The organism is Saccharopolyspora sp. ID03-671 (assembly GCF_045278815.1).
GTDB classification, from domain to species: domain Bacteria; phylum Actinomycetota; class Actinomycetes; order Mycobacteriales; family Pseudonocardiaceae; genus Saccharopolyspora; species Saccharopolyspora ipomoeae.
Genome location: NZ_CP134054.1, coordinates 3,556,573 through 3,575,833, shown reverse-complemented (window position 1 = coordinate 3,575,833; position 19,261 = coordinate 3,556,573). Strand labels below are relative to the sequence as shown.

The 19,261-nt window shown below is 72.2% G+C and carries 19 protein-coding genes, 1 tRNA gene and 1 pseudogene; 9 read left to right on the top strand and 12 right to left on the bottom strand.

The window, feature by feature from the left end:
- Positions 1-182 precede the first annotated feature (182 nt).
- A complete protein-coding gene (locus tag REH65_RS16380) occupies positions 183-1,538 on the top strand; it encodes an Hsp70 family protein (RefSeq protein ID WP_406688208.1) in 1,356 nt (451 codons plus the stop codon).
- Positions 1,539-1,686: 148 nt separating this feature from the next.
- Positions 1,687-4,158 (top strand): LuxR C-terminal-related transcriptional regulator, encoded by a 2,472-nt coding sequence (locus tag REH65_RS16375; protein ID WP_406688207.1) that lies wholly within the window; start codon positions 1,687-1,689, stop codon positions 4,156-4,158.
- An 87-nt stretch (positions 4,159-4,245) separates the two neighbouring features.
- Here the strand turns inward: REH65_RS16375 and REH65_RS16370 are convergent, their stop codons facing one another.
- The gene (locus tag REH65_RS16370) at positions 4,246-5,313 is read right to left on the bottom strand and encodes an alpha/beta hydrolase (RefSeq protein ID WP_406688206.1); all 1,068 of its coding nucleotides are present in this window, start codon (positions 5,311-5,313) and stop codon (positions 4,246-4,248) included.
- A gap of 161 nt (positions 5,314-5,474) precedes the next feature.
- Between REH65_RS16370 and REH65_RS16365 the strand changes: the two genes are divergently transcribed.
- The gene (locus REH65_RS16365; RefSeq protein WP_281458667.1) at positions 5,475-6,032 is read left to right on the top strand and encodes an NAD(P)H-dependent oxidoreductase; all 558 of its coding nucleotides are present in this window, start codon (positions 5,475-5,477) and stop codon (positions 6,030-6,032) included.
- Between the two features lie 78 nt (positions 6,033-6,110).
- Complete coding sequence (locus REH65_RS16360) at positions 6,111-6,653, top strand: Dps family protein (RefSeq protein ID WP_406688205.1); 543 nt, start codon at positions 6,111-6,113, stop codon at positions 6,651-6,653.
- Positions 6,654-6,713: 60 nt separating this feature from the next.
- On the opposite strand, the gene REH65_RS16355 is transcribed toward REH65_RS16360, so the two are convergent.
- Entirely contained in the window at positions 6,714-7,781 is a 1,068-nt protein-coding gene (locus REH65_RS16355; protein WP_406693182.1) for an NADH:flavin oxidoreductase/NADH oxidase, read from the bottom strand.
- Positions 7,782-8,205: 424 nt separating this feature from the next.
- Between REH65_RS16355 and REH65_RS16350 the strand changes: the two genes are divergently transcribed.
- Positions 8,206-10,029: an ABC transporter ATP-binding protein gene (locus REH65_RS16350; RefSeq protein WP_406688204.1), complete on the top strand. Its 1,824-nt coding sequence runs from the start codon at positions 8,206-8,208 to the stop codon at positions 10,027-10,029.
- A gap of 98 nt (positions 10,030-10,127) precedes the next feature.
- Here the strand turns inward: REH65_RS16350 and REH65_RS16345 are convergent, their stop codons facing one another.
- Both REH65_RS16345 and REH65_RS16340 read right to left on the bottom strand, forming a co-directional pair.
- Entirely contained in the window at positions 10,128-11,960 is a 1,833-nt protein-coding gene (locus REH65_RS16345) for a prolyl oligopeptidase family serine peptidase (RefSeq protein WP_406688203.1), read from the bottom strand.
- Positions 11,961-12,006: 46 nt separating this feature from the next.
- Positions 12,007-12,540 carry a CGNR zinc finger domain-containing protein gene (locus REH65_RS16340; protein ID WP_406693054.1) on the bottom strand — a complete coding sequence of 178 codons (534 nt, stop codon included), beginning with the start codon at positions 12,538-12,540 and terminating at the stop codon, positions 12,007-12,009.
- Positions 12,541-12,681: 141 nt separating this feature from the next.
- Between REH65_RS16340 and REH65_RS16335 the strand changes: the two genes are divergently transcribed.
- Entirely contained in the window at positions 12,682-13,593 is a 912-nt protein-coding gene (locus REH65_RS16335) for an EamA family transporter (RefSeq protein ID WP_406693053.1), read from the top strand.
- On the opposite strand, the gene REH65_RS16330 is transcribed toward REH65_RS16335, so the two are convergent.
- From REH65_RS16330 to REH65_RS16320, 3 genes and pseudogenes are all read right to left on the bottom strand, one after another.
- On the bottom strand, positions 13,594-13,800 hold the full coding sequence (locus REH65_RS16330; RefSeq protein WP_406693181.1) for a DUF1203 domain-containing protein: 207 nt from the start codon (positions 13,798-13,800) through the stop codon (positions 13,594-13,596).
- 5 nt (positions 13,801-13,805) lie between these two features.
- Positions 13,806-14,042: pseudogene (locus tag REH65_RS16325) on the bottom strand (DUF1203 domain-containing protein); the annotation flags it as partial.
- 44 nt (positions 14,043-14,086) lie between these two features.
- On the bottom strand, positions 14,087-14,593 hold the full coding sequence (locus REH65_RS16320) for a TspO/MBR family protein (protein ID WP_406693052.1): 507 nt from the start codon (positions 14,591-14,593) through the stop codon (positions 14,087-14,089).
- 168 nt (positions 14,594-14,761) lie between these two features.
- Here REH65_RS16320 and REH65_RS16315 point away from each other — a divergent pair, with 168 nt between their 5' ends.
- Positions 14,762-14,929 (top strand): hypothetical protein, encoded by a 168-nt coding sequence (locus tag REH65_RS16315; RefSeq protein WP_406693051.1) that lies wholly within the window; start codon positions 14,762-14,764, stop codon positions 14,927-14,929.
- A 70-nt stretch (positions 14,930-14,999) separates the two neighbouring features.
- Positions 15,000-15,593, top strand: coding sequence for a GrpB family protein (locus REH65_RS16310; protein ID WP_406693050.1), 594 nt, complete (start codon positions 15,000-15,002; stop codon positions 15,591-15,593).
- Between the two features lie 71 nt (positions 15,594-15,664).
- On the opposite strand, the gene REH65_RS16305 is transcribed toward REH65_RS16310, so the two are convergent.
- The 4 genes from REH65_RS16305 to REH65_RS16290 all read right to left on the bottom strand — a co-directional run bounded on the left by REH65_RS16305 (position 15,665) and on the right by REH65_RS16290 (position 17,888).
- Positions 15,665-15,850 (bottom strand): hypothetical protein, encoded by a 186-nt coding sequence (locus REH65_RS16305; RefSeq protein ID WP_281458680.1) that lies wholly within the window; start codon positions 15,848-15,850, stop codon positions 15,665-15,667.
- A gap of 280 nt (positions 15,851-16,130) precedes the next feature.
- The gene (locus tag REH65_RS16300; protein WP_406693049.1) at positions 16,131-16,334 is read right to left on the bottom strand and encodes a cold-shock protein; all 204 of its coding nucleotides are present in this window, start codon (positions 16,332-16,334) and stop codon (positions 16,131-16,133) included.
- Between the two features lie 467 nt (positions 16,335-16,801).
- A tRNA-Pro gene (locus REH65_RS16295) sits at positions 16,802-16,875 on the bottom strand.
- 50 nt (positions 16,876-16,925) lie between these two features.
- Positions 16,926-17,888 carry a metallophosphoesterase gene (locus REH65_RS16290; protein ID WP_281458683.1) on the bottom strand — a complete coding sequence of 321 codons (963 nt, stop codon included), beginning with the start codon at positions 17,886-17,888 and terminating at the stop codon, positions 16,926-16,928.
- Positions 17,889-17,957: 69 nt separating this feature from the next.
- Here REH65_RS16290 and REH65_RS16285 point away from each other — a divergent pair, with 69 nt between their 5' ends.
- Positions 17,958-18,428 carry a GatB/YqeY domain-containing protein gene (locus tag REH65_RS16285; RefSeq protein ID WP_406693048.1) on the top strand — a complete coding sequence of 157 codons (471 nt, stop codon included), beginning with the start codon at positions 17,958-17,960 and terminating at the stop codon, positions 18,426-18,428.
- Positions 18,429-18,463: 35 nt separating this feature from the next.
- On the opposite strand, the gene REH65_RS16280 is transcribed toward REH65_RS16285, so the two are convergent.
- Positions 18,464-19,249 (bottom strand): siderophore-interacting protein, encoded by a 786-nt coding sequence (locus REH65_RS16280; protein ID WP_406693047.1) that lies wholly within the window; start codon positions 19,247-19,249, stop codon positions 18,464-18,466.
- Between the last annotated feature and the right edge of the window lie 12 nt (positions 19,250-19,261).

Sequence of the window (19,261 nt, the reverse complement as noted above, 5' to 3'; positions counted from 1 at the left end):
CGACTCCTAGTCATCGAGATCTCTATTAGGGGATCAGTTGGGTGCTCCATTGGGGGCTACCTAGGGGAGTCCGAAGCCGCTCCGTGACTGGGTGCCGCTAAATTGTGTGCACCCCAGCCGGAGTGCTGTCCCACGATCGGGGACCCTGGCACTCGTTCAAGTCGGTGACACGAAGGGATTGCATGCCTTACGTCCTGGGCGTTCACCTGGGCGCGACGGTGACGACCGCCGCCACGGCCAGGCGCAACGGTGGCCGCTGGGCGGCCACGGTTCCCGTGCCCCTCGCGGGCAACGGCCCGGTGGTGCCGACCGTGCTGTGCCGGGTCCAGGACGGGTCGTTCGTCGCCGGGGAGGCCGCCGCCCGCCAGGAGATCAGCCACCACGAGTGGGTCGCGCGCGGCTTCACCAGCAGGCTCGGCGACGACCTGCCGCTGGTGGTCGGCAGCGAGTTCGTCCCGGCCCAGCGCCTGGTCGCCGCCATGATCGAGTGGGTCTCCGACGCCGCGACCCAGCGGCAGGGGCACCCGCCCGAGCACATCGCCATCGCCCACAGCGCCGCCTGGGGGCCGCACCGGATCCACCTCGTGCAGCAGGCGCTGTCCCAGCTCGGGATCACCGACGTGACGATGATCCCCGAACCGACCGCCGTCGCCCTCGACTACGCGAGCAAGCAGCGGGTGGACGACCAGCATCCGCTCGTGGTCGCCAACGTCGGCGGCAGCGGCTTCGACGCGACCGCGCTGCGCCGCCGCCACCCCACCTTCGACGTCGTCGGCTCGCCGCTGGACACCGACCACCCCTCCGGCCAGGACCTCGACGACGCGCTGTTCGAGCTGATCCGCGAGCAGTTCTCCGCCCAGCTCGCCGCCCTGGACGCCTCCGACGTCAACCACCGCGCGGCGCTGGCCAAGCTGCGCGCCGAGTGCGTGCGCGCCAAGGAGGCCCTGTCGCACCAGCCCGGGGTATCGATGTGGGTGGACCTGCCGGGCGTGCGCACCGAGTTCGGGCTCTCGCGGGCCCGCTACGAGCAGCTGGCCCGGCCGCACCTGGAGCGCGTGCCGGAGCTGATCTCGCAGGCCGTGCAGTCGGCCTCGCTACGCCCGGACGACGTCGAGACGGTGCTGCTCGCGGGTGGTGTCGCGCGCACGCCGCTGCTCAAGCAGCTGGTCGCCGAGCGGCTGGGAACCCCGCCGCTGGTCGACGTGGCGCCCGAGCTGACCGCCGCGAGCGGTGCCGCGCTGGCCGCGCAGCAGGTGCTGTCGACCCACACCGACCGGGGTTCGGTGGCCGAGACCAGCGTGCTCATGGCGGTCGAGGGCTTCGACTCCCTCGATGACATCGATGACGAACCCGAACCCGTCGAACGCCCGCCGATCGAGGTCGAGCCGATGCCGATCGAGCCGCCCGACGAGGCGCGGGCCAAGCGCATGAAGATCATCAAGCTCGTGGTGGCGGCGGTGCTCATCGCCGTCGGCATCGTGATCACCTTCATGACCAAGGACCACTCGATCACCGGCGTGATGGACCTGCTCAAGTAGCTCCGGACCTCCGGAGGGGCTTTTTCGTTAACGGAACGGCATACCGCGCAACGCGATTCCACCCCGGCACCGTCAGCCAACTGATCACCCGACCGGACGACCCGGCAGCACCGCCAGACCCAGCAACCGGAAGACGAGGAAGGCAGGCGTGAACCACTCGACGACCTCCCGCGCCGCCCTGGTCCCGGACGGGCACGCGAGCGGACTGCGGTCGGCCATCGAATCCTCCCCGGGCTCGCCGATCGCCGTCGGCATCCAGGGCGCGGGCGGATTCGGCAAGACCGCCCTGCTCGAAGCGATCGCCGCGACCTACCGCGAGGCCGGCGTGCCGGTGCTGGGCGTCCGGGAGCTCGACCGCGCCGACGAGGGCGCGGTGCTGGTCGACGACGCGCACCGGCTCGACGACGACCTGCTGCTGCGGCTCGCCGAACTCGCCCGCCGTCCCGGGACGCGGCTGCTGGTCGCCTACCGGCCGGGCCCGCGCAGCACCGCGCTCGGCGAGCTCATCGGCGAGCTCGGCGCCCCGGTGCTGCTCGCGGCCCTGGGAGTGGAGGAGATCGCCGAGCGGGCCGAGGGCGGCGCGCAGGACTGGGCGCTGGACTGGGTCGGCTGGGTGCAGACCCAGACCGGCGGCGTCCCGCGCTACGTCGCCCGGCTGCTCGCCGAGGCCGAACCCGGACGCGCCGCGTTCCCCGCCCGGACCCTGGACCACTTCCAGCACGACCTGGACCAGCTCGGCGAGACCGGCTGGGAGTGCGCGACGGCGATGGCCATCGGCGCCACCCCGCACCCGGACCTGCTCGCGGCCGTCGTCGGCACCGACAGCGCGGTGACCGCCGCCGTGCTCGCGGCGATGCGCTCCGGCGCGATGCTCGGCGCCGAGGACGCGCTGCTGCCGATCGTGCGCGCCGCGGTCCTGCGGTTGACGTCGTGGGAACGGCGGCTGCGCATCACGCGAAGACTGGTGGAACTCCAGATGTCCCGGGGCGGCCCGGTGCTGCCGCTGGTCGCGCCGCTGCTGGAGGCGCCGATGGCGCTGCTGCCGGAAGCGACGCTGGCGAAGGCGTTCGAGCGCGCCGGGGACGAGGCCGTGCAGGTCGCCCCGCACCTGGCCGGGAAGCTGCTGGCCGCCGCGGTGTCCGCCGGTGTCGACGCCGCGTCGGTGGTGGCGCGGCAGGCTCGCGCGGCCGCCGTCGCCGGCGACCTCGACGAGGCGCTGCGGCTCGCCGACCGGGTGATCGTCGACGAGACCGCGCCGGACCGGGAACTGGGCGTGCAGGTCGCTGCGGGCGTGCTGGCGCACCGGGGTCTGCTGGAGCGCTCCGCGGAGCTGTGCCGCTGGTCGTCGACCGCGCTGCGCTGGCCCGGCGACAAGGCGTTCGCGGCGGTCGGTCTCATCGGCGCGGGCCGGTTGGGCGAGGCCGAGGAGCTGCTCCGCTCCGGAGACGACGCGGGCCCGCCGACGTCGATGACCGGCGCCGCCGCGCAGCTCGCGGTGGGCGTGCACGAGTCCGTCGTCGGATCGGCGTCGACCGCGCTGTCCACGCTGGTGCGCGCGGCCTCGCTGGCGGAACCGCTGGGGCGCGGCGTGCTGGTGCCCGACACGCCGGCGGCGGTGGCCGCGCTGGTGGCGCTGCACTGCGGGGAGCTCGACGTCGCCCAGTCCACCTTGGACAGAGCGGTGGAGACCGGGACCGGCGGCGCGCTGCTGCACAACCGGCACCGGCTGCTGGCGGCCTGGCTGCCGCTGGTCAAGGGCGACACCGTCACCGCCCGCGCGAAGCTGCCCGACGCCTCCGAGATGGCCGCCCGCGACCGGCTGATGGCCACCGCGATCGAGGCGGGCATTGCCAGCCGCGACAACGACATGACGGCGCTGGCCAACGCCCGCGCTCAGGCCCGCCAGGTCGCCGCCGAGCACTCGGTGGACCTGTTCTCGCTGCTGCCGCTGGGCGAGCTGGTGGTGGCCGCGGCCCGGCTGCGCGACCAGGAGTGGATCACCCCGTACCTGGACGAGGCCGGTGCGCTGCTGGACCGGCTCGGCAACCCGCCGCTGTGGACGGCGATGCTGCTGTGGAAGCGGCTGCAGGCCGCCATCGTGCTGGAGGAGACCGCCTCCGCCGGGGACTTCGCCGACCGGCTCGACGCGCTGGCGCACCACAACGCGCTGGCGGGCGCGATGGCCGAGGCCGCCCGGATGTGGCTGCGGGTCCTGGGCGGCGAGGTCGACCAGGACGAGGTCGAGCGCATCGCCCGCGGCCTGCACGGCGCGGGCCTGGCCTGGGACGGCGCCCGCCTCGCCGGGCAGGCCGCCCTCCGCACCCACGACCGCCGCGCGATGCTCGCGCTGCTGGAGTGCGCCCGCGCGCTGCAGGGCAAACCGCCGCGCCCGCGCGCGGTCAAGACCAGCGGCGCGGACTCCGAGCTCCTCTCCGAGCGGGAGAAGGAGGTCGCGGAGCTGGTGGTCTCCGGGCTGACCTACAAGCAGGTCGGCAAGCGGCTGTTCATCTCCGCCAAGACCGTCGAGCACCACATCAGCCGGATCAAGCAGCGCCTCGGCACGACGAACCGCGAGGAGCTCCTCACCCGCCTACGCGAACTGCTCGCCACCCCGGAGTGACCCACCGCCCGCGCCGGACCCGGCGGGGTGGGCACGATTTCAATGGAGATCGGGTTCCCGACTTCCATTGAAATCGTGCTGATCGCCTCACGCCTTGCGCAGGTCGAGCACCGCGCGGACGTTGCCGACGACCTCGTACAGCGCCTCCTCGAAGCGGTGGCCGACCGGGCGGATGCTGGCGAACCCGTGGATCAGGTCCGGGAACCGCCGCGCCACCACCGGGACGCCCGCGTCCGCCAAGGTCTGGGCGTAGGCCTCGCCCTCGTCGCGCAGCGGGTCGAACCCGCAGGTCACGACGACCGCCGTGGGCAGGTCGGCGTGATCGTCGGCGAGCAGCACCGACAGCCTCGGGTCGGGCAGCGTGGCCTCGTCGGGCGAGTACTGCTCCATGAACCAGGTCATGTCGTGGTCGGTGAGCAGGAAGCCGTTGCCGAACAGCTCCCGCGAGCGGCGCCGCCGGGTCGCGTCCACCGCCGGGTACAGCAGCAGCTGCAGCAGCGGCTTCTGCGCACCCGATCGGGTCGTCTGCAGCGCGACGGCGGCGGCGAGGTTGCCGCCCGCCGAGTCGCCGCCGACGGCGATCGCGTCGCCGGAGGAGCCCAGCTCGGCGGCGTTGTCCACGGCGTAGGCGTAGGCGGCCATCGCGTCGTCGAGCGCGGCGGGGAAGGGGTGCTCGGGCGCCAGCCGGTAGTCCACCGACAGCACCCGGATCCCGGCGTTCTTGGCGAGGAACCGGCACAGGTCGTCGTGGCTGTCCAGGTCGCCGATCACCCAGCCGCCACCGTGGTAGAAGACCAGCAGCGGGCCGGTCTCGGTGAGCTCCTTGGGGCGGTAGAGCCGCGCGGGCAGATCGCCGTGCGGGCTCGGGATGGTCCGCTCGGCGACCACTACGCCGGGCAGCGGAGCGCGCGAGGTGATCTTCGTCGCGTGCGTCATGCCGGCGCGGGCCTTCGCGGCGGTCGCCGCGGACAGGCCGGTCTGGCCGGTGATCTTCTGCAGCTTGAGGAGCAGCTGCGCGTCGAGTGCGAGTTCCTGGTCGTCCAGCCGGACCGGTGGGCCCGCGATGAGCCTGCGCAGGGGCTGGGGAAGTGCGTACACGGCGCGCATCGCCGCGCCTTCCAGTGCGGGCTGCAGCGCTTCGACGACGTTGGGCATGAGCCTGGCCTTCCCGGGAAGGTGGTGGTGGTGTCTTATGTTACCCGCAGGTAGCCAAGTGTCCCGTCGACCTTGACCTCCAGCGGACTCGAGGTCCTAGCGTGACCCCGCACAGCACAACGGGGGCGACAGATCCCAGGTTCGGGTGAAAGGATCGGCACATGACGGTGACCGTGGTGGGGATCGGTGGCTCGGTCCGCCCCGACTCGCAGTCCGAGCGCGTGCTGCACGCCGCGCTGGAGGGAGCCCGCGAGGCGGGGGCGAAGGTCCGGGCGATCACCGGGGCCGACCTGGACCTGCCGTTCTACGACCCGCACGTGACCGAGCGCTCCGCCAACGCCGCCGAGCTCGTCGAGGCGCTGCGCACCGCCGACGGCGTGCTGATCGCCTCGCCCGGCTACCACGGCACGGTGTCCGGCCTGGTCAAGAACGCCCTCGACTACGTCGAGGACCTGCGCGGCGACGCCCGGCCGTACCTCGACGGGCGCGCCGTCGGCTGCATCGGCACCGCCTACGGCTGGCAGGCCACCGTCACCACGCTGCAGGCCCTGCGCTCGGTCGTGCACGCGCTGCGCGGCTGGCCCACCCCGCTGGGCGGCGCGGTGAACTCCGCCGAGACGCGCTTCGACGCCGACGGCGGCTGCGAGGACGAGAAGGTCGCCGCCACGTTGCGCACCATCGGGCGACAGGTCGTGGAGTTCGCCGAACGGCGGGTGTGACCGCCCGACGTGCGCGGGTACCTCCTGGGCAGCACCCTGAACCGGGTCTGCACGTTCTCGAGGAGGTTGTGCGAGCTCATGGCCCAGAAGAGTGCCCCCAAGACCACGAAGAAGACCGCAGCGACGAAGAAGAGTTCGGCGTCGAAGAACACGGGCCCGATCACCGGCCCGCTCGGCGACGCCGACCGCGAGATCACCGGTGAGGTCCTGCAGGACACCCTGCTCGACCTGATCGACCTGCACCTGGTCGCCAAGCAGGCGCACTGGAACGTCGTGGGCAGGTTCTTCCGCGACGTGCACCTGCAGCTCGACGAGCTGGTCACGGCGGCCCGGGGCTACGCCGATGACGTCGCCGAGCGCTCCGTGGCGATCGGAGTCTCCCCGGACGGCCGTGCCGCCACGGTCGCGAAGGGCTCGGGAATCCCGGACTTCCCCGCGGACTGGCGCACCGACAAGCAGGTGATCGAGTCGATCGTCGACGCCCTCGCCGAGGTCATCACCCGCCTCCGCAAGCGCATCGACGAGACCGACAAGACCGACCTGGTCAGCCAGGACCTCCTGATCGCCATCGCCAGCGACCTGGAGAAGTCCCACTGGATGTGGCAGGCGCAACTCGCCTGACCCACCCCGCCGTCGAAAACCCCGGTTCTCATCGCGTGAGAACCGGGGTTTTCGACGTGATCAGCGGGCGCGTTCGTACTGGACGGGCCAGAGCGTGTCGGCGCGGAGGCGATCGGCGGCGTGCAGCGGCCAGTGCGGGTCGCGCAGCAGTTCGCGGCCGAGCAGGACCGCGTCCGCCGAACCCGAGGCCACGATCTCCTCGGCCTGCTCCGGGGCGGTGATCAGGCCGACCGAGGCGGTGGGGACCTCGGCGTCGAGCTTGATCTGCCGCGCGAACGGGACCTGGTAGCCGGAGCGCACCGGGATCTGGGCGTCCGGGATGGCGCCGCCGGTGGAGGCGTCGATGAGGTCGACGCCGCGCTCGGCGAGCAGGCGGGACAGGCGCACCGAGTCGTCGCCGGTCCAGCCGCCCTCGGCCCAGTCGGTCGCCGACAGGCGGGCGAACAGCGGCTTGCCCTCCGGCCACGCCGCGCGCACCGCGTCGGTGATCTCCAGCAGCACCCGGACGCGGCTCTCGAAGTCACCGCCGTAGGCATCGGTCCGGTCGTTGACCAGCGGCGAGTAGAACTGGTGCGCCAGGTAGCCGTGCGCGAAGTGCAGCTCGACGACGTCGAAGTCGGCCTCGTCGGCGCGGCGCGCGGCGGCGGCGAACTGCTCCGGCAGCGCGGCGATCTCCTCGGCGGTCAGCGCGCGCGGGGCCGCCAGGTCGCCGAAGGCGTTGTCGGTGGAGCTGACGGTCTGCCAGCCGCCCTCGGAGGCGTCGACGGTGGTGCCGCCGTTCCAGGGCTGGCTGGTGGAGGCCTTGCGGCCGGCGTGCGCGAGCTGGATGCCGGTCGCGGCGCCCTGGGCGTGCACGAAGTCGTTGATCCGGCGCCAGGCGGCGACCTGATCGTCGTTGTAGAGGCCGGTGTCCTGCGGGGTGATGCGGCCTTCCGGCACCACGCCCGAGGCCTCGGCGATGACCAGACCGGCGCCGCCGATGGCGAACTGGCCCAGGTGGACCAGGTGCCAGTCGTTGGGCACGCCGTCGGTGGCCGAGTACTGGCACATGGGCGAGACCCACACGCGGTTGCGGACGGTCAGATCACGCAGCTTGATCGGTTCAAACAGATGGCTCACACCCACCATGACGACCGCGCGGAACGAGATATTCCGCCGCTCCGGAGGGGCGTCGCTCACAGCGCCGCTCTCGCAGAGCTGGGAGCCGGGTGGGGTGAAAGCGCGCTCTTCGCCCGATAAGTCCGCCCGCGCGTTCAGCGAACGTCCAGCCGATTCTGCGGCTCTTCACGTCGAATTCCCCCCTGGCGCGCTCATTAAGTTGAGTGGTGTCCGCCGGAAATCGGCGGAGCGATTCAGAACCGATCGATGGAGGAAAAGAAAATGGGTTTCCCGATTCCCTTCCCCGGTAACGGCCACCCGCGTCCGCACTTCCCGGAGCGCCCGCAGCAGCCGCAGCCCGCTCCGGCCCCGCGCCGCTGACGACGCGGGACTCCGACGCCTCGGGCCCGGCGGTGGACCCCTCCGCCGCCGGGCCCGCTCCCGGGAGGACGAGATGACGACGGGTGAGCTCTTCCGCCGGTTCTGGCCCTACCTGCGGCAGGAACGCGCAGGTCTGGCCGGTGCCGCGGCGTTGCTGGTGCTCGCGGCGGTCGCCGACACCGCGGCGATCTGGATGTTCATGGTCCTCACCGACGAGGCCCTGGCGACCGGCGACATCAACGCGTTCTGGGCGCCCGCCGCGTCCTGGTTGGGCATCGCGGCCCTCGGCGCGGTGGCGACGTTCTGCGGCGGATATCTCGCCGCCGGAATTGCGGAGAGATTCCTCCTCCGATTGCGCGGAGCGCTGTACGGGCACGTGCAGGAATTGCCGCCGCACTTCTTCGCGAGAAGAGCGGGAGGAGATCTCGTCGCGCGCTTTTCCGGCGATGTGGAAGCCGTGGAGAGGTTCGTCGCGTCCGGCGTTCTGGAAACCGCGACCGCCGTGGTCGGGGTCGTCCTCTACGCGGGCGCGGCGCTGTACCTGCGCTGGGACCTGGCGCTGCTGTCGTTCGCCCTGGCGCCCGCGTTCTGGCTGGTCGCGCGCAAGTTCTCGGCCCGGATCCGGACGGTGTCGACCGAGGAGCGCGCGGCCAACGGCGCGATCAGCACCGCGGTCGCCGAAGGGCTCACCAACGTCGAGCTCGTGCAGGCGTACAACCAGCAGGAACGGCAGTCGCAGAAGCTCCACGAGCAGTCCTACCGCTGGTTCCGCGCGAAGCTCGCCCAGGCGCGGCTGACCGCGCTGTACCCGCCGCTGGTCACCGTCGTCGAGACGGTGTGCGTCCTGCTGGTGATCGGCGTCGGCATCTGGGAGATCGCCGCGCAGCGCATCAGCATCGGCGGCCTGATGGCCTTCGCCGCCTACATCGGCTACCTCTACCCGCCGCTGCAGAACCTCGGTCAGATCACCATGACCGTCACCGCCGCCCGCGCCGCGGGAGAGCGGCTGGTGGAGCTGCTCGACGAGCGCCCGTCCGTCGCCGACGCGGGCCGGGGCCGGTTGGTGCCCGGTCGCCGCCGGGGAATCCGGTTCGAGCGCGTCTGTTTCACCTACCCCGGTGCCGACCGGCCCGCGCTGACCGGCCTCGATCTGGAGGTCCGGCCGGGCGAGTTCGCGATGGTCACCGGGCCCAGCGGGGCGGGCAAGTCCACGCTGGCCAAGCTGCTGCTGCGGTTCTACGCCCCGGCGTCCGGGCGCATCACGCTCGACGGCGCGGACCTGTCCGATCTGGGCGTGCGGGCGCTGCGCGACGAGATCGCCCTGGTGCCGCAGGAAGCGGCGGTCTTCCACGGCACGGTCGCCGACAACATCGCCTTCGGCGCGCCCTCGGCCACCCGCGCGGAGGTCGTCGCGGCCGCCCGCGAGGCCGACGCGGACGAGTTCGTCCGCGCCCTGCCCGACGGCTACGAGACCGAGCTGGGGGAGCGCGGCGCGCTGCTCTCCGGCGGTCAGCGGCGCCGGATCACCCTCGCCCGCGCCATCCTGCGCGGCGCGTCGGTGCTGGTCCTCGACGAACCCACCAACGGCCTCGACGCGGCCTCGGCCAAGCGCGTCCTGGAACCGCTGCGCCGCCTGGCCCGGACCCGCACGACCTTGCTGATCAGCCACGACCTCGACCTGGCCGCCGAAGCCGACCGCGTGGTGGTCGTCGACGGCGGCCGCGTCGTCGACCAAGGCCCGCCCGCGCACCTACCGCCCGGAGGCGGCGTTGACGCCGACCCACGGGGGAGGAGCGTCGCGAGCCCGCCGCCCCGCCACTTCTCCGGGCAGCTGTTCGCCCCCGACGACACCCCCACGGTCCGCCTCCCAGCGCTCCCCCTGAGCTTCCGCCGCTAGGGCGCGCAGAGGTCACCAGGTGACGGTTTCAGCCATAACTGTCCCGACATTTCGGGCATAACCCCCGGGCGATTCGGGCTAAAACCGTCCCCGGCCGCTCATCCCAGCCCGACGGCCCGCCGGGCGAAGTGGATCTCGGTCGCGACCTGGCGCAGCGTCTCGGCGACGACCAGCGAGCCGTGGCCCGCGTCGTAGCGGTAGAACTCGAACGGGATCTCCCGCTCGCCCAACCGGTCCAGGTAGTTGAGGATCTGCTGGATCGGGCAGCGCGGGTCGTTGTCACCGGCCAGCACCAGCACCGGGGCGCGGACCTGGTCGATGTAGGTGATCGGCGAGGCCTTCTCGTAGACCGCCGGGATCTCCTCCGGGGAGCCGCCGAACAGCGCGCGGTCGTAGGCGCGCAGCGGCTCCATCTCGTCGGCGAACGCCGAGACGTAGTCGGCGACCGGCACCCCGGCGACACCGCCGGCCCAGCGCTCCGGCTGGGTCCCCAGCGCGAGGAGCGTCAGGTAGCCGCCCCAGGAAGCACCCGCGACGACGCTCAGCGCGGGCGTGGTCAGCCCGGTCTCGATGGCCCAGTCGTGGACCCGCGCGACGTCCTCCAGCTCGGTGGTGCCGGGCCTGCCCTCGATGGCGTCCCGCCACGCCGAGCCGTAACCGGTCGAGCCCCGGTAGTTGATCTCCACCACGGCGAACCCGGCGTCCAGCCAGGCCGCCCGGTAGGCGGAGAACCGGTCCTCGTCGGCCGCGTGCGGACCGCCGTGCAGGTTGAACACCGTCGGCACCGGCCCGTCCCCGGCGCCGTCGGGCCGCGCGACCAGCGCGTGCACGGTGTCGTTCGGGCCGTGGGGGATCTCCACGAACACGTCGCTGACCGGCTGCGATTCCGGCGGGCGCTCGCCGGGCGGGGTCAGCAGCACCTGGTCGTCGCCGGTGGCCGACACGGTCCGCACCAGCGACGGCGTCGCCGCCGAGGACCACACGTACTCGACCGCGTGATCCGGGCGCACGGCCGCTCCGGCCACGGTGCCCGGGGGAGTGGCGAGCTCGGTGAGCTCGCCGGAGCCCAGGTCGTAGCGGTGCATGGTGGTGCGCGCGTGCTGGGTGTGGGCGATCAGCAGCGCCTTGCCGTCCGGGTACCAGTCGGCGGAGACCTCACCGGGCAGGTCCAGCGAGATCTCGGTCTCGGTGTCGGCGAGGACGTCCCAGACCAGCAGCTCCTCCTTGCCGCGCCGCTCGTGCAGCACCAGCAGCCGCGGGTCGCCGGTGACGGGCGCGAACGCCAGCGCGTCCAGGGACTTGCCCGGGCCGTCCCACTTCTCGGCGACCTCGGAGCCGTCCACCCGCAGCACCCGCAGCGCCGGGTGGCGGGAGTCGCCGTGCTCGGAGTGGGAGAGGACCAGCATCGTCTCGTCCCAGGACATCGCGGCCAGCCCGCCGTCCTGCTCGTGCTGGTAGAGCACCTCGGGCTCGCCGTCGCGCACCACCCACACGGTCACGCCGTCGTCGGTGGACATGCCGAGCCCGGTCACCGAGCTGCCCAGCTCCAGCCCCGCCGGGTAGCCGGGGTGGGTGCCGGGAACGGCGGGTGCGGTCTCACCGGTCTCGAACGGCTGGACCACCCAGCTGCCGAACTCGTCGCCGTCGGTGTCGTCGAACCACCAGATCTGCTCGCCGTCGACCGACAACGTCCCGTGGAACGTCCCCTGTGGACGGTCGGTGACCTGGCGGTGCTTGTCGCTGTCGCGGTCCCAGGCGTAGATCTCCCAGGTGCCGCTGAAGTTCGACACGTACAGGCTGCGCTGCGGCGCGTCCCGAGCCCAGTCGGGCAACGACACGCGCGGCGCGGTGAACCGCGCTCGCCACCGGCTCTCGCGCTCCGGGTCCTCGAACAGGGCAGTGGGGATCTTCGCCTCGGGGTAGGTGCTCACGCCCCCGATACTGCCCGATCGCCCCACCGGACGCCCGCACCCGCCCTCACCGCGACTTGCGGGCCCGGTAGGCGGCGACGGCGTTGCGGTTGGCGCAGGCCGTGGTGCAGAAGCGGCGGGAGCGGTTGCGGGTGAGGTCGAGGACGACTCCCTCGCAGGTCTCGTCGGCGCACAGCGACAGCCGCGACATCTCGTCCAGCCGGACCACGTCGACCATCGCCATCGCGACCTCGACGATGACCCGCCGGGCGAGCGGCGCGTCGGCGTCGATGGCGTGCAGGTGCCAGTCCTCGTCGCCGTGCCGCACCAGCTGGGGGAGCGCGCCGGCCTCGGTGAGCATGTCGTTGACCAGGCCCGCCGCGCGGTCGCGGTCGGTGGTCAGCAGGTCGCGCAGGACTGGCCGCAGCGCGCGGAGCTCCGCCAGCTCGGCCTCGTCGCGGTCGCGGCGGCCGGTGTAGCGGTGCTCGGCGTACCAGGCGTCGACGGCCTGGACGGTGGTCAGCGCGTCGGGATCTCCGGCGCTGTTGACGAGAGCGACGCCCGCCTGCAGCGCCTCCTCCGTGTCATGGCCAAAAATCATGTTGACATATTACACTTCCGCTCCATAGCGTCATTTGTCATGACGCGATTAGCAAATGACAGCGCTGGTGAAGGCGTTCCGCCCGGGGCTGGTGAAGGCGTTCCGCCCGGGGCCGGTGCAGTCGCTCCGTCCGCTCCCGGCGTGCGCGTTCTGCCGGGGATCGGCAGCGGGCTGCTGCTCGCGCTGCTCTCGGCGGCTTCGTTCGGCATGGCGGGTGCGCTGGCGCGCGGTCTGCTCGAAGCCGGGTGGAGCCCGGGCGCGGTGGTGCTGGTCCGGCTCAGCGTCGGCGCGCTGACCCTGGCCCCGTTCGCGCTGATCGCGTTGCGCGGCCGCTGGTCGCTGCTGCGCACCCAGGCCCGCCCGGTGCTGATCTACGGCGCGCTCGGCATGGCCGGCACGCAGTTCTGCTACTTCTCGGCCGTGAGCACGATGGACGTGGCTCCGGCGCTGCTCATCGAGTTCACCGCCCCGGTGGCGATCGTCGGCTGGCTGTGGCTGCGGAAGGGGCAACGCCCCCGTCGTCTGACGCTGGTGGGCGCGGCGTCGGCGATCGCGGGGTTGGTGTTCGCCCTGGACCTGGCCTCGGGCGCGGACGTGGCGTGGACCGGAGCGGCGTGGGCGTTCGCGGCGATGATCGGCAACGCCGCGTACTTCCTGGTCTCGGGTGAGACGGAGGGCGCGCTGCCCCCGATCACCCTGGCGGGCGCCGGCCTGGTCCTGTCGGCGGCCATCCTCGCGGCCCTGGGCGCGGTCGGAATCCTGCCCATGCACGCCACTTTCACGACGGCGACCTACGCGATCGGCGAAACCCCTTGGTGGGCACCGCTGATCGCCCTCGGTGTCCTCTCCGCCGCCGTCGCCTACGTGACGGGCACGGCCGCCACCCGCCGCCTCGGTTCCCGCCTCGCGTCCTTCGTCGCCCTCACCGAAGTCCTCGCCAGCGCCCTCTTCGCCTGGGCCCTGCTCGACCAGCGACCGGGCCCAGCGGTCGTCCTCGGCGGTCTCCTCATCATCACCGGGGTGGTCCTCGTCCGCCTCGGCGACCGCCCCTGATCAGCGCCGGCACACCTCGAACAGGAAGCACCCGAACTCCACCGCCCGAACGGGCACGGCCGCCACGGCCGGATCCATGAGCAGGTCCGAAGCGGTCCGCTCGGCGAGCTCGGTGTTCCCGTCCAGCAGCCAGCCACCCAGGATCCGGCCTTCGGCGGAGTAGGCGCGCAGCACCCGCCGAGCGCCTCGGACCCCTGCAACGGCCAGCCCGCGCCGTCCGGGCCGTTGCAGGGGTCCGCGTGGATGAACACCGGGCCGACCTCGTCGTAGGCGCCGGGCGTCGCACCGGTTTTCGCGGCCCAGTGCCGCAACGGCGCGTAGCTCACCAAGGCGACCCGCTCGCCAGGCCGGATCCGCCGCAGGCAGCACCGCAGCCGTCCACCGCCCTCGTCGTCGACGAACGGTTCTCGCTGTCGGCTCGCGTCGTCGACCTCGCGCAGCTGGGACATCACCGGGGCTCGGCATCACTCGCGAGTCCATGCCTCGATGGTCGTCAACGGGAGCGCGCGGTGCCGGCGGAATCGGCCCCAGCAGTCGGCGGTCGGGGGTTGCGGCGGGCGATGTCCGCGGAGAGCGCGGTGGCGAACGCGCACCAACCCGCGTAGGGCACCAGGGCGGCTCCGGCCGGGGCATCGACCCGCGCTGTTCGTCGCAGCAGGTCGAGCGAGCTCGCCGTCAGGATTCCGGCTTCGACCGCCGCCCACCGGGGACTTCGGGCGCCCCAGAACACCCAGGTCCACCCGGCGTTGAGCAGCAGGTTCGCGGCGAGGGCCGGGACGTAACCCGATCTCCGGGGAAGCCGGGACAGCGCTGCTGCGGAGGCCACGGCGATGTCGGCGTACAAGGCCGTCCACACCGGTCCGAACACCGGCGGCGGTGGCTGCCAGCGAGGCTTGCGCAATCCACGGAACCAGCGGGAATCCGACTCGACCGCGACCGCGCCGACGACGGCCGTCGCAACGACCGCCGCGCCCGTGCCTGCCAGCGTCCTCCAGCGCATGCCCCGATTGTCGCCCCGCCGAGCGGCCGCCGCTCGCGAGTCTCGCCGACCGGGTCGTTCCGGCATCGGGCGGATGTCGGATCATCTCCCGCGAGGATCTCGCTGAGCGAGTCCGGCTCAGCCCGTTCGGCCGCCGCGGGTCTCACGCGGCGCGGAGAGGAGAGCATCGTGCCCGCACCAGCACGACGGATCAGCGGATGGTTATCCCTGGCGGTCGTCGGCTACTTCATCGTGAGCGCTCCCGCCCAAGCAGCCCAGTTCACCCGAGACCTCCTCTGCCGCCTCGAAGACCTGGCCCACAACGGGATCGTCTTCCTGACCAACCTCACCACCTGAAGCACCGACCCGGCCCCGGCGGCTGGACGGAGTACCGCCGCAATCCGCGCGCCGTTGCTAGCGTCGCCGCATGCCACCTGCTGTCATCGTCGCGCACGACCCGGCCTGGTCGGCCCGAGCCCAGCAGTTCCTCCGCGAGCTGCGCTCCGCGTTCGCCCCTCTCGACGGGGCTGACGAGTTCACCTACGAGCACATCGGCTCGACCGCAGTGCCTGGCCTCGGTGCGAAGCCGATCGTGGACTTGCAGGTCCGGATGCCGTCCTTGCCGAGCCTGGCCGAACTCGCCGAGCTGCTCGCGCCGACGCCCTTCGTGCCCGCGCCCGGCGCACGGCCGGATTCCCCGGGTGTCTACGCGGACATCCCGCGGCCGGGGGATTCCGAGGACGCCGCGCTTTACGAGAAGCGGCTCTTCCACGCTCCCGCCGAGGAGGCCGTCCTCCACATCCGGAGGTCCGATTCCCCGTTCGCCCAGTTCGTCCTGGACTTCCGGGACTGGCTGCGGCACCACCCGGACCAGGCGCGTCGCTACGAGCAGATCAAGCGCGCCCTCGCCGAGCAGCACGCAGCCGCATCGGACTACGACGACTACACCCGGGCCAAATCAGCCTTCTTGGACGAGATCCAGCCGCAACTGCGTGGCTGGGCCCGGAACCGGTCGTCCTGATCGGCTCGCAGCTCGGAAGACGGTCTCCGGCTCGCCGGAGCGGACCAGAACGGGGTCGTCAGCGGTTCGGGTCAGGCCGCATCGGGGGTGAACGGGGTGCGCAGCGGACGCAGGGTTTCCTCGTCCTGGTGCACCCGCGGGCGGCGGGGTTCCGGGGCGGTGCGGTCCGAAACCGGCTCGCGGAACGCCACCGGGGCGACCGGCGGAGCGTTGCGCTCGGAGCGGTTCTCGGGGCGTACGGGTGTGGAGACGTTCATGTGAAGTCCTCTCGGGGCGCTGCGAAAGCGGTGGCGCCCAGGTAATCGGGAAAGTGCGGCTGCGAGGCCGCGGGATCGGGGTTCCGGGAACCCTGCGCGTGGGAACGCGTTCGGCTCGACCGGAAGGGAAGCGCCGCGCGCCCCGGAAGGGCGTCTTCACGGCGGCGGGTGGTGCATCGGTTTCGAGGTCTCGACCGCGTCGAAGCGGGAGCTGTGCCGGCGAAACCGCGGTCCCCGGCCCGCGCGCGAGGCGCGGGCCGGGACGGTGCTCAGCGGATCGTCAGGCCACGCGCACGGAGTCGGCCTGCGGGCCCTTGGGGCCCTGGCTGACGTCGTAGGTGACCTTCTGGTCCTCGTCGAGGCTGCGGAAACCGGCAGCGTCGATGGCCGAGTAGTGGACGAACACGTCCGGACCACCGTCGTCGGGCGCGATGAAGCCGAAGCCCTTCTCCGAGTTGAACCACTTCACGGTTCCGTTGCTCATGTCTTCTCCTCCAGGAGCTGGGGTATGACGAGCGACCGCACTTCGCGGAGGCCCGGGCCGGGGGAATCTCAGACGGCGGCTAACTCCAGCTACGACCAAAGAAAGAAGCTCGCCCGCATCAACATCCTGCGAGCATGCGCAAAACACGAACCCAGAAATACAACGACCACCACTCACCCTACACGTCCCACGAGCCAGGACCAGGGCGTCGACCCACCCATCGCCCATCCGGGCAGGCGCATAAGGCCGTGGGTGCCGGACGGCGGGAATGGTGCTGAGGCCGGTGCGGCGGAACGGAAGGCGTACCGTGTTGTATACGCGGTCTCCCCGCTGGCCGAGGCGACGAAGGTTGTGGGAGAGGGAGGACCAAGATCGTCTTCCTATTCTTCTCCCAGCGGCGCTTCCGGGCATGGGAAAAGGGCCTGGTCTGAACTCCTCGCGGAGTCCTGACCAGGCCCTTTGCCTTGTCGGGGTGGCGGGATTTGAACCCACGACCTCTTCGACCCGAACGAAGCGCGCTCCCAAGCTGCGCCACACCCCGATCTCCAGCTCTGAGGCATCTCGGGTGCTCGCCTCAGCGCTGGATATAGCTTAGCGGATGCCTTCTCCGGCTCCCCAAGGGGTCCTGGTTTCCGCGTTTTCGCTGGTGGAGGCCGGGTTTTCGGTCCTCGGCAGCAAGGTCAGCAGCGTGGCCTCCGGCGGGCACGCGAAGCGGACCGGGGCGTAGGGCGAGGTGCCGAGGCCCGCCGAGACGTGCAGGTGCATCCGCTCGCCCCACGTGGAGGCGCCGCGGGCGCGGGAGCGATCCAGGTCGCAGTTCGTCGTCAGCGCGCCGTAACCCGGGACGCGCAGCTGGCCGCCGTGGGTGTGCCCGGCCATCACCAGGTCGTAGCCGTCCTCGGCGAAGCAGTCCAGCACGCGCGGCTCGGGGGAGTGCGTGACGCCCAGCTTCAGGCCCGCGTCGGCCGGGGGACGGCCCGCGATCTCCTCGTAGCGGTCCAGGTGCAGGTGCGGGTCGTCCAGGCCCGCGACGTGGATCTTGGTGCCCTTGACGTCGATGTCGTGGTGGCGGTGGGTGGCGTCGAGCCAGCCGCGCTCGGTCATCGCCGCGCGCAGGTCCCGCCACGGCAGCGACTCGCCGTGGACGCGCTTGGTCTTCGCCGACGGCAGCAGGTAGCGGGCCGGGTTCTTCGGCTTCGGGCCGTAGTAGTCGTTGCTGCCGAAGATGAACACGCCCGGCTTGTCCAGCAGCGACCCCATCGCGCGCAGCGCCGCCGGCACCGCCTGCGGGTGCGCCAGGTTGTCGCCGGTGTTGACCACGAAATCCGGGTCGAGGTCGGCGAGCTCGGCGACCCAGCGCTGCTTCGACCGCTGGTTCGGCGTCATGTGCAGGTCGGAGATGTGCAGCACCCGAATCGGGGGTGTGCCCTCGGCCAGGACCGGAACCGTCGCCTGCCGCAACGTCCAGTGCCGTCGTTCGATGGCCGCCGAGTAGGTGAGCGTCGCGGCGCCGACCGCGCCCGCGCTGAGCAGAATCCGCCCGAACTTGTTCACCCTCGCAAGCCTACGTCTCGGCCGGGGTCGGTGGCCCGGCGCCCGCGTGCCTGGCGCGATAATCGACGCATGGCCGAGCTCAAGGAAAAGCTGCGGGCGGACCTGTCCGCCGCGATGAAGCAACGCGACACCGCCGTCACCGGAGTCCTGCGCATGGCGCTGGCCGCCGTCGGCAAGGAGGAGGTGTCCGGCAAGCAGCAGCGGGAGCTCTCCGACGAGGAGGTGCTCAAGGTGCTGGGCAAGGAGGCCAAGAAGCGCGACGAGGCAGCCGAGGCGTTCCGCTCCGCCGGACGGGCCGAGCAGGCCGACACCGAGGCGTCCGAGGCCGAGATCCTGCGCCGCTACCTGCCCCAGCAGCTCTCCGACGACGAGCTGTCCGCGCTGGTCACCGAGGCCATCGCCGAGGTCGAGGCCGAGCTGGGCGAGCGCCCGGGCATGAAGCAGATGGGCCAGGTCATGAAGGCCGCCAACGCCAAGGCCGCCGGCCGCGCCGAAGGCGGCAAGGTCGCGGGCCAGGTCAAGGCCCAACTCCAGGGCTGACTCAGCTCCAGGGCTGACCCGGCCCCGGAGCGGGCTCAGCCCTCGGGCGCGTCCCGGCGCCAGTAGGCGAGGGCGTAGAGGTGTCGGCGGTCCAGGCCGAGCTCGCGCTGGCAGTGCTCGCGCAGGTGGTGGACCGCGTCCGCCTCGGCGCCGATCCACACGTGCGGATCCGGCCCGAGCTCGGCGCCGCGCAGCGCCTCCAGGAGCAGGTCGCTCTGCCCGGCCGGGACGCCGTCGCGCTGCAGCCAGTGCCAGGTGACCTGGGCGGCCGAGTCGATCTCCAGCCGCTCGTCGGCGTCGGCGATCTCCGCGAACACCGTCACCCGGGCCTGCTCCGGCAGCTCCTCGACGATCGCGGCGATCGCCGGCAGCGCCGTCTCGTCGCCGATCAGCACCAGCGGGTCGGCGGTGGTCGGCGGCTGGTAGGCCATGCTCGGGCCCACGGTGACGATCTGATCGCCGGGGGCCGCCGCTGCGGCCCACTCGCTGCCCGGGCCGTCGTGGTCGTGGACCACGAAGTCGATCGCCAGCTCCCGGCGCTGCGCGTCGAACCAGCGGACCGTGTAGGTGCGCTGCCGCGGCTGCTCGTCGCGGGGGAGGGCGAAGACCTCCTCGCGGGTGCGGCCCAGCGGCATCGGCTTGCCCGGCTGCGGCAGGCACAGCTTGATCCGCTGGTCGCTGCCGTTGCTGACGAAGTCGCCGAACTCGTCCCCGCCGAGGACGATCCGCACCACGCGCGGCGTGATCCGCTCGGTCGACCGCACCTCCACCAGGCGGTAGCGGGACCGGGCACGTCGGGTGCTCGCCTGCGCTCTCGTCACGAAGGCGAGTCT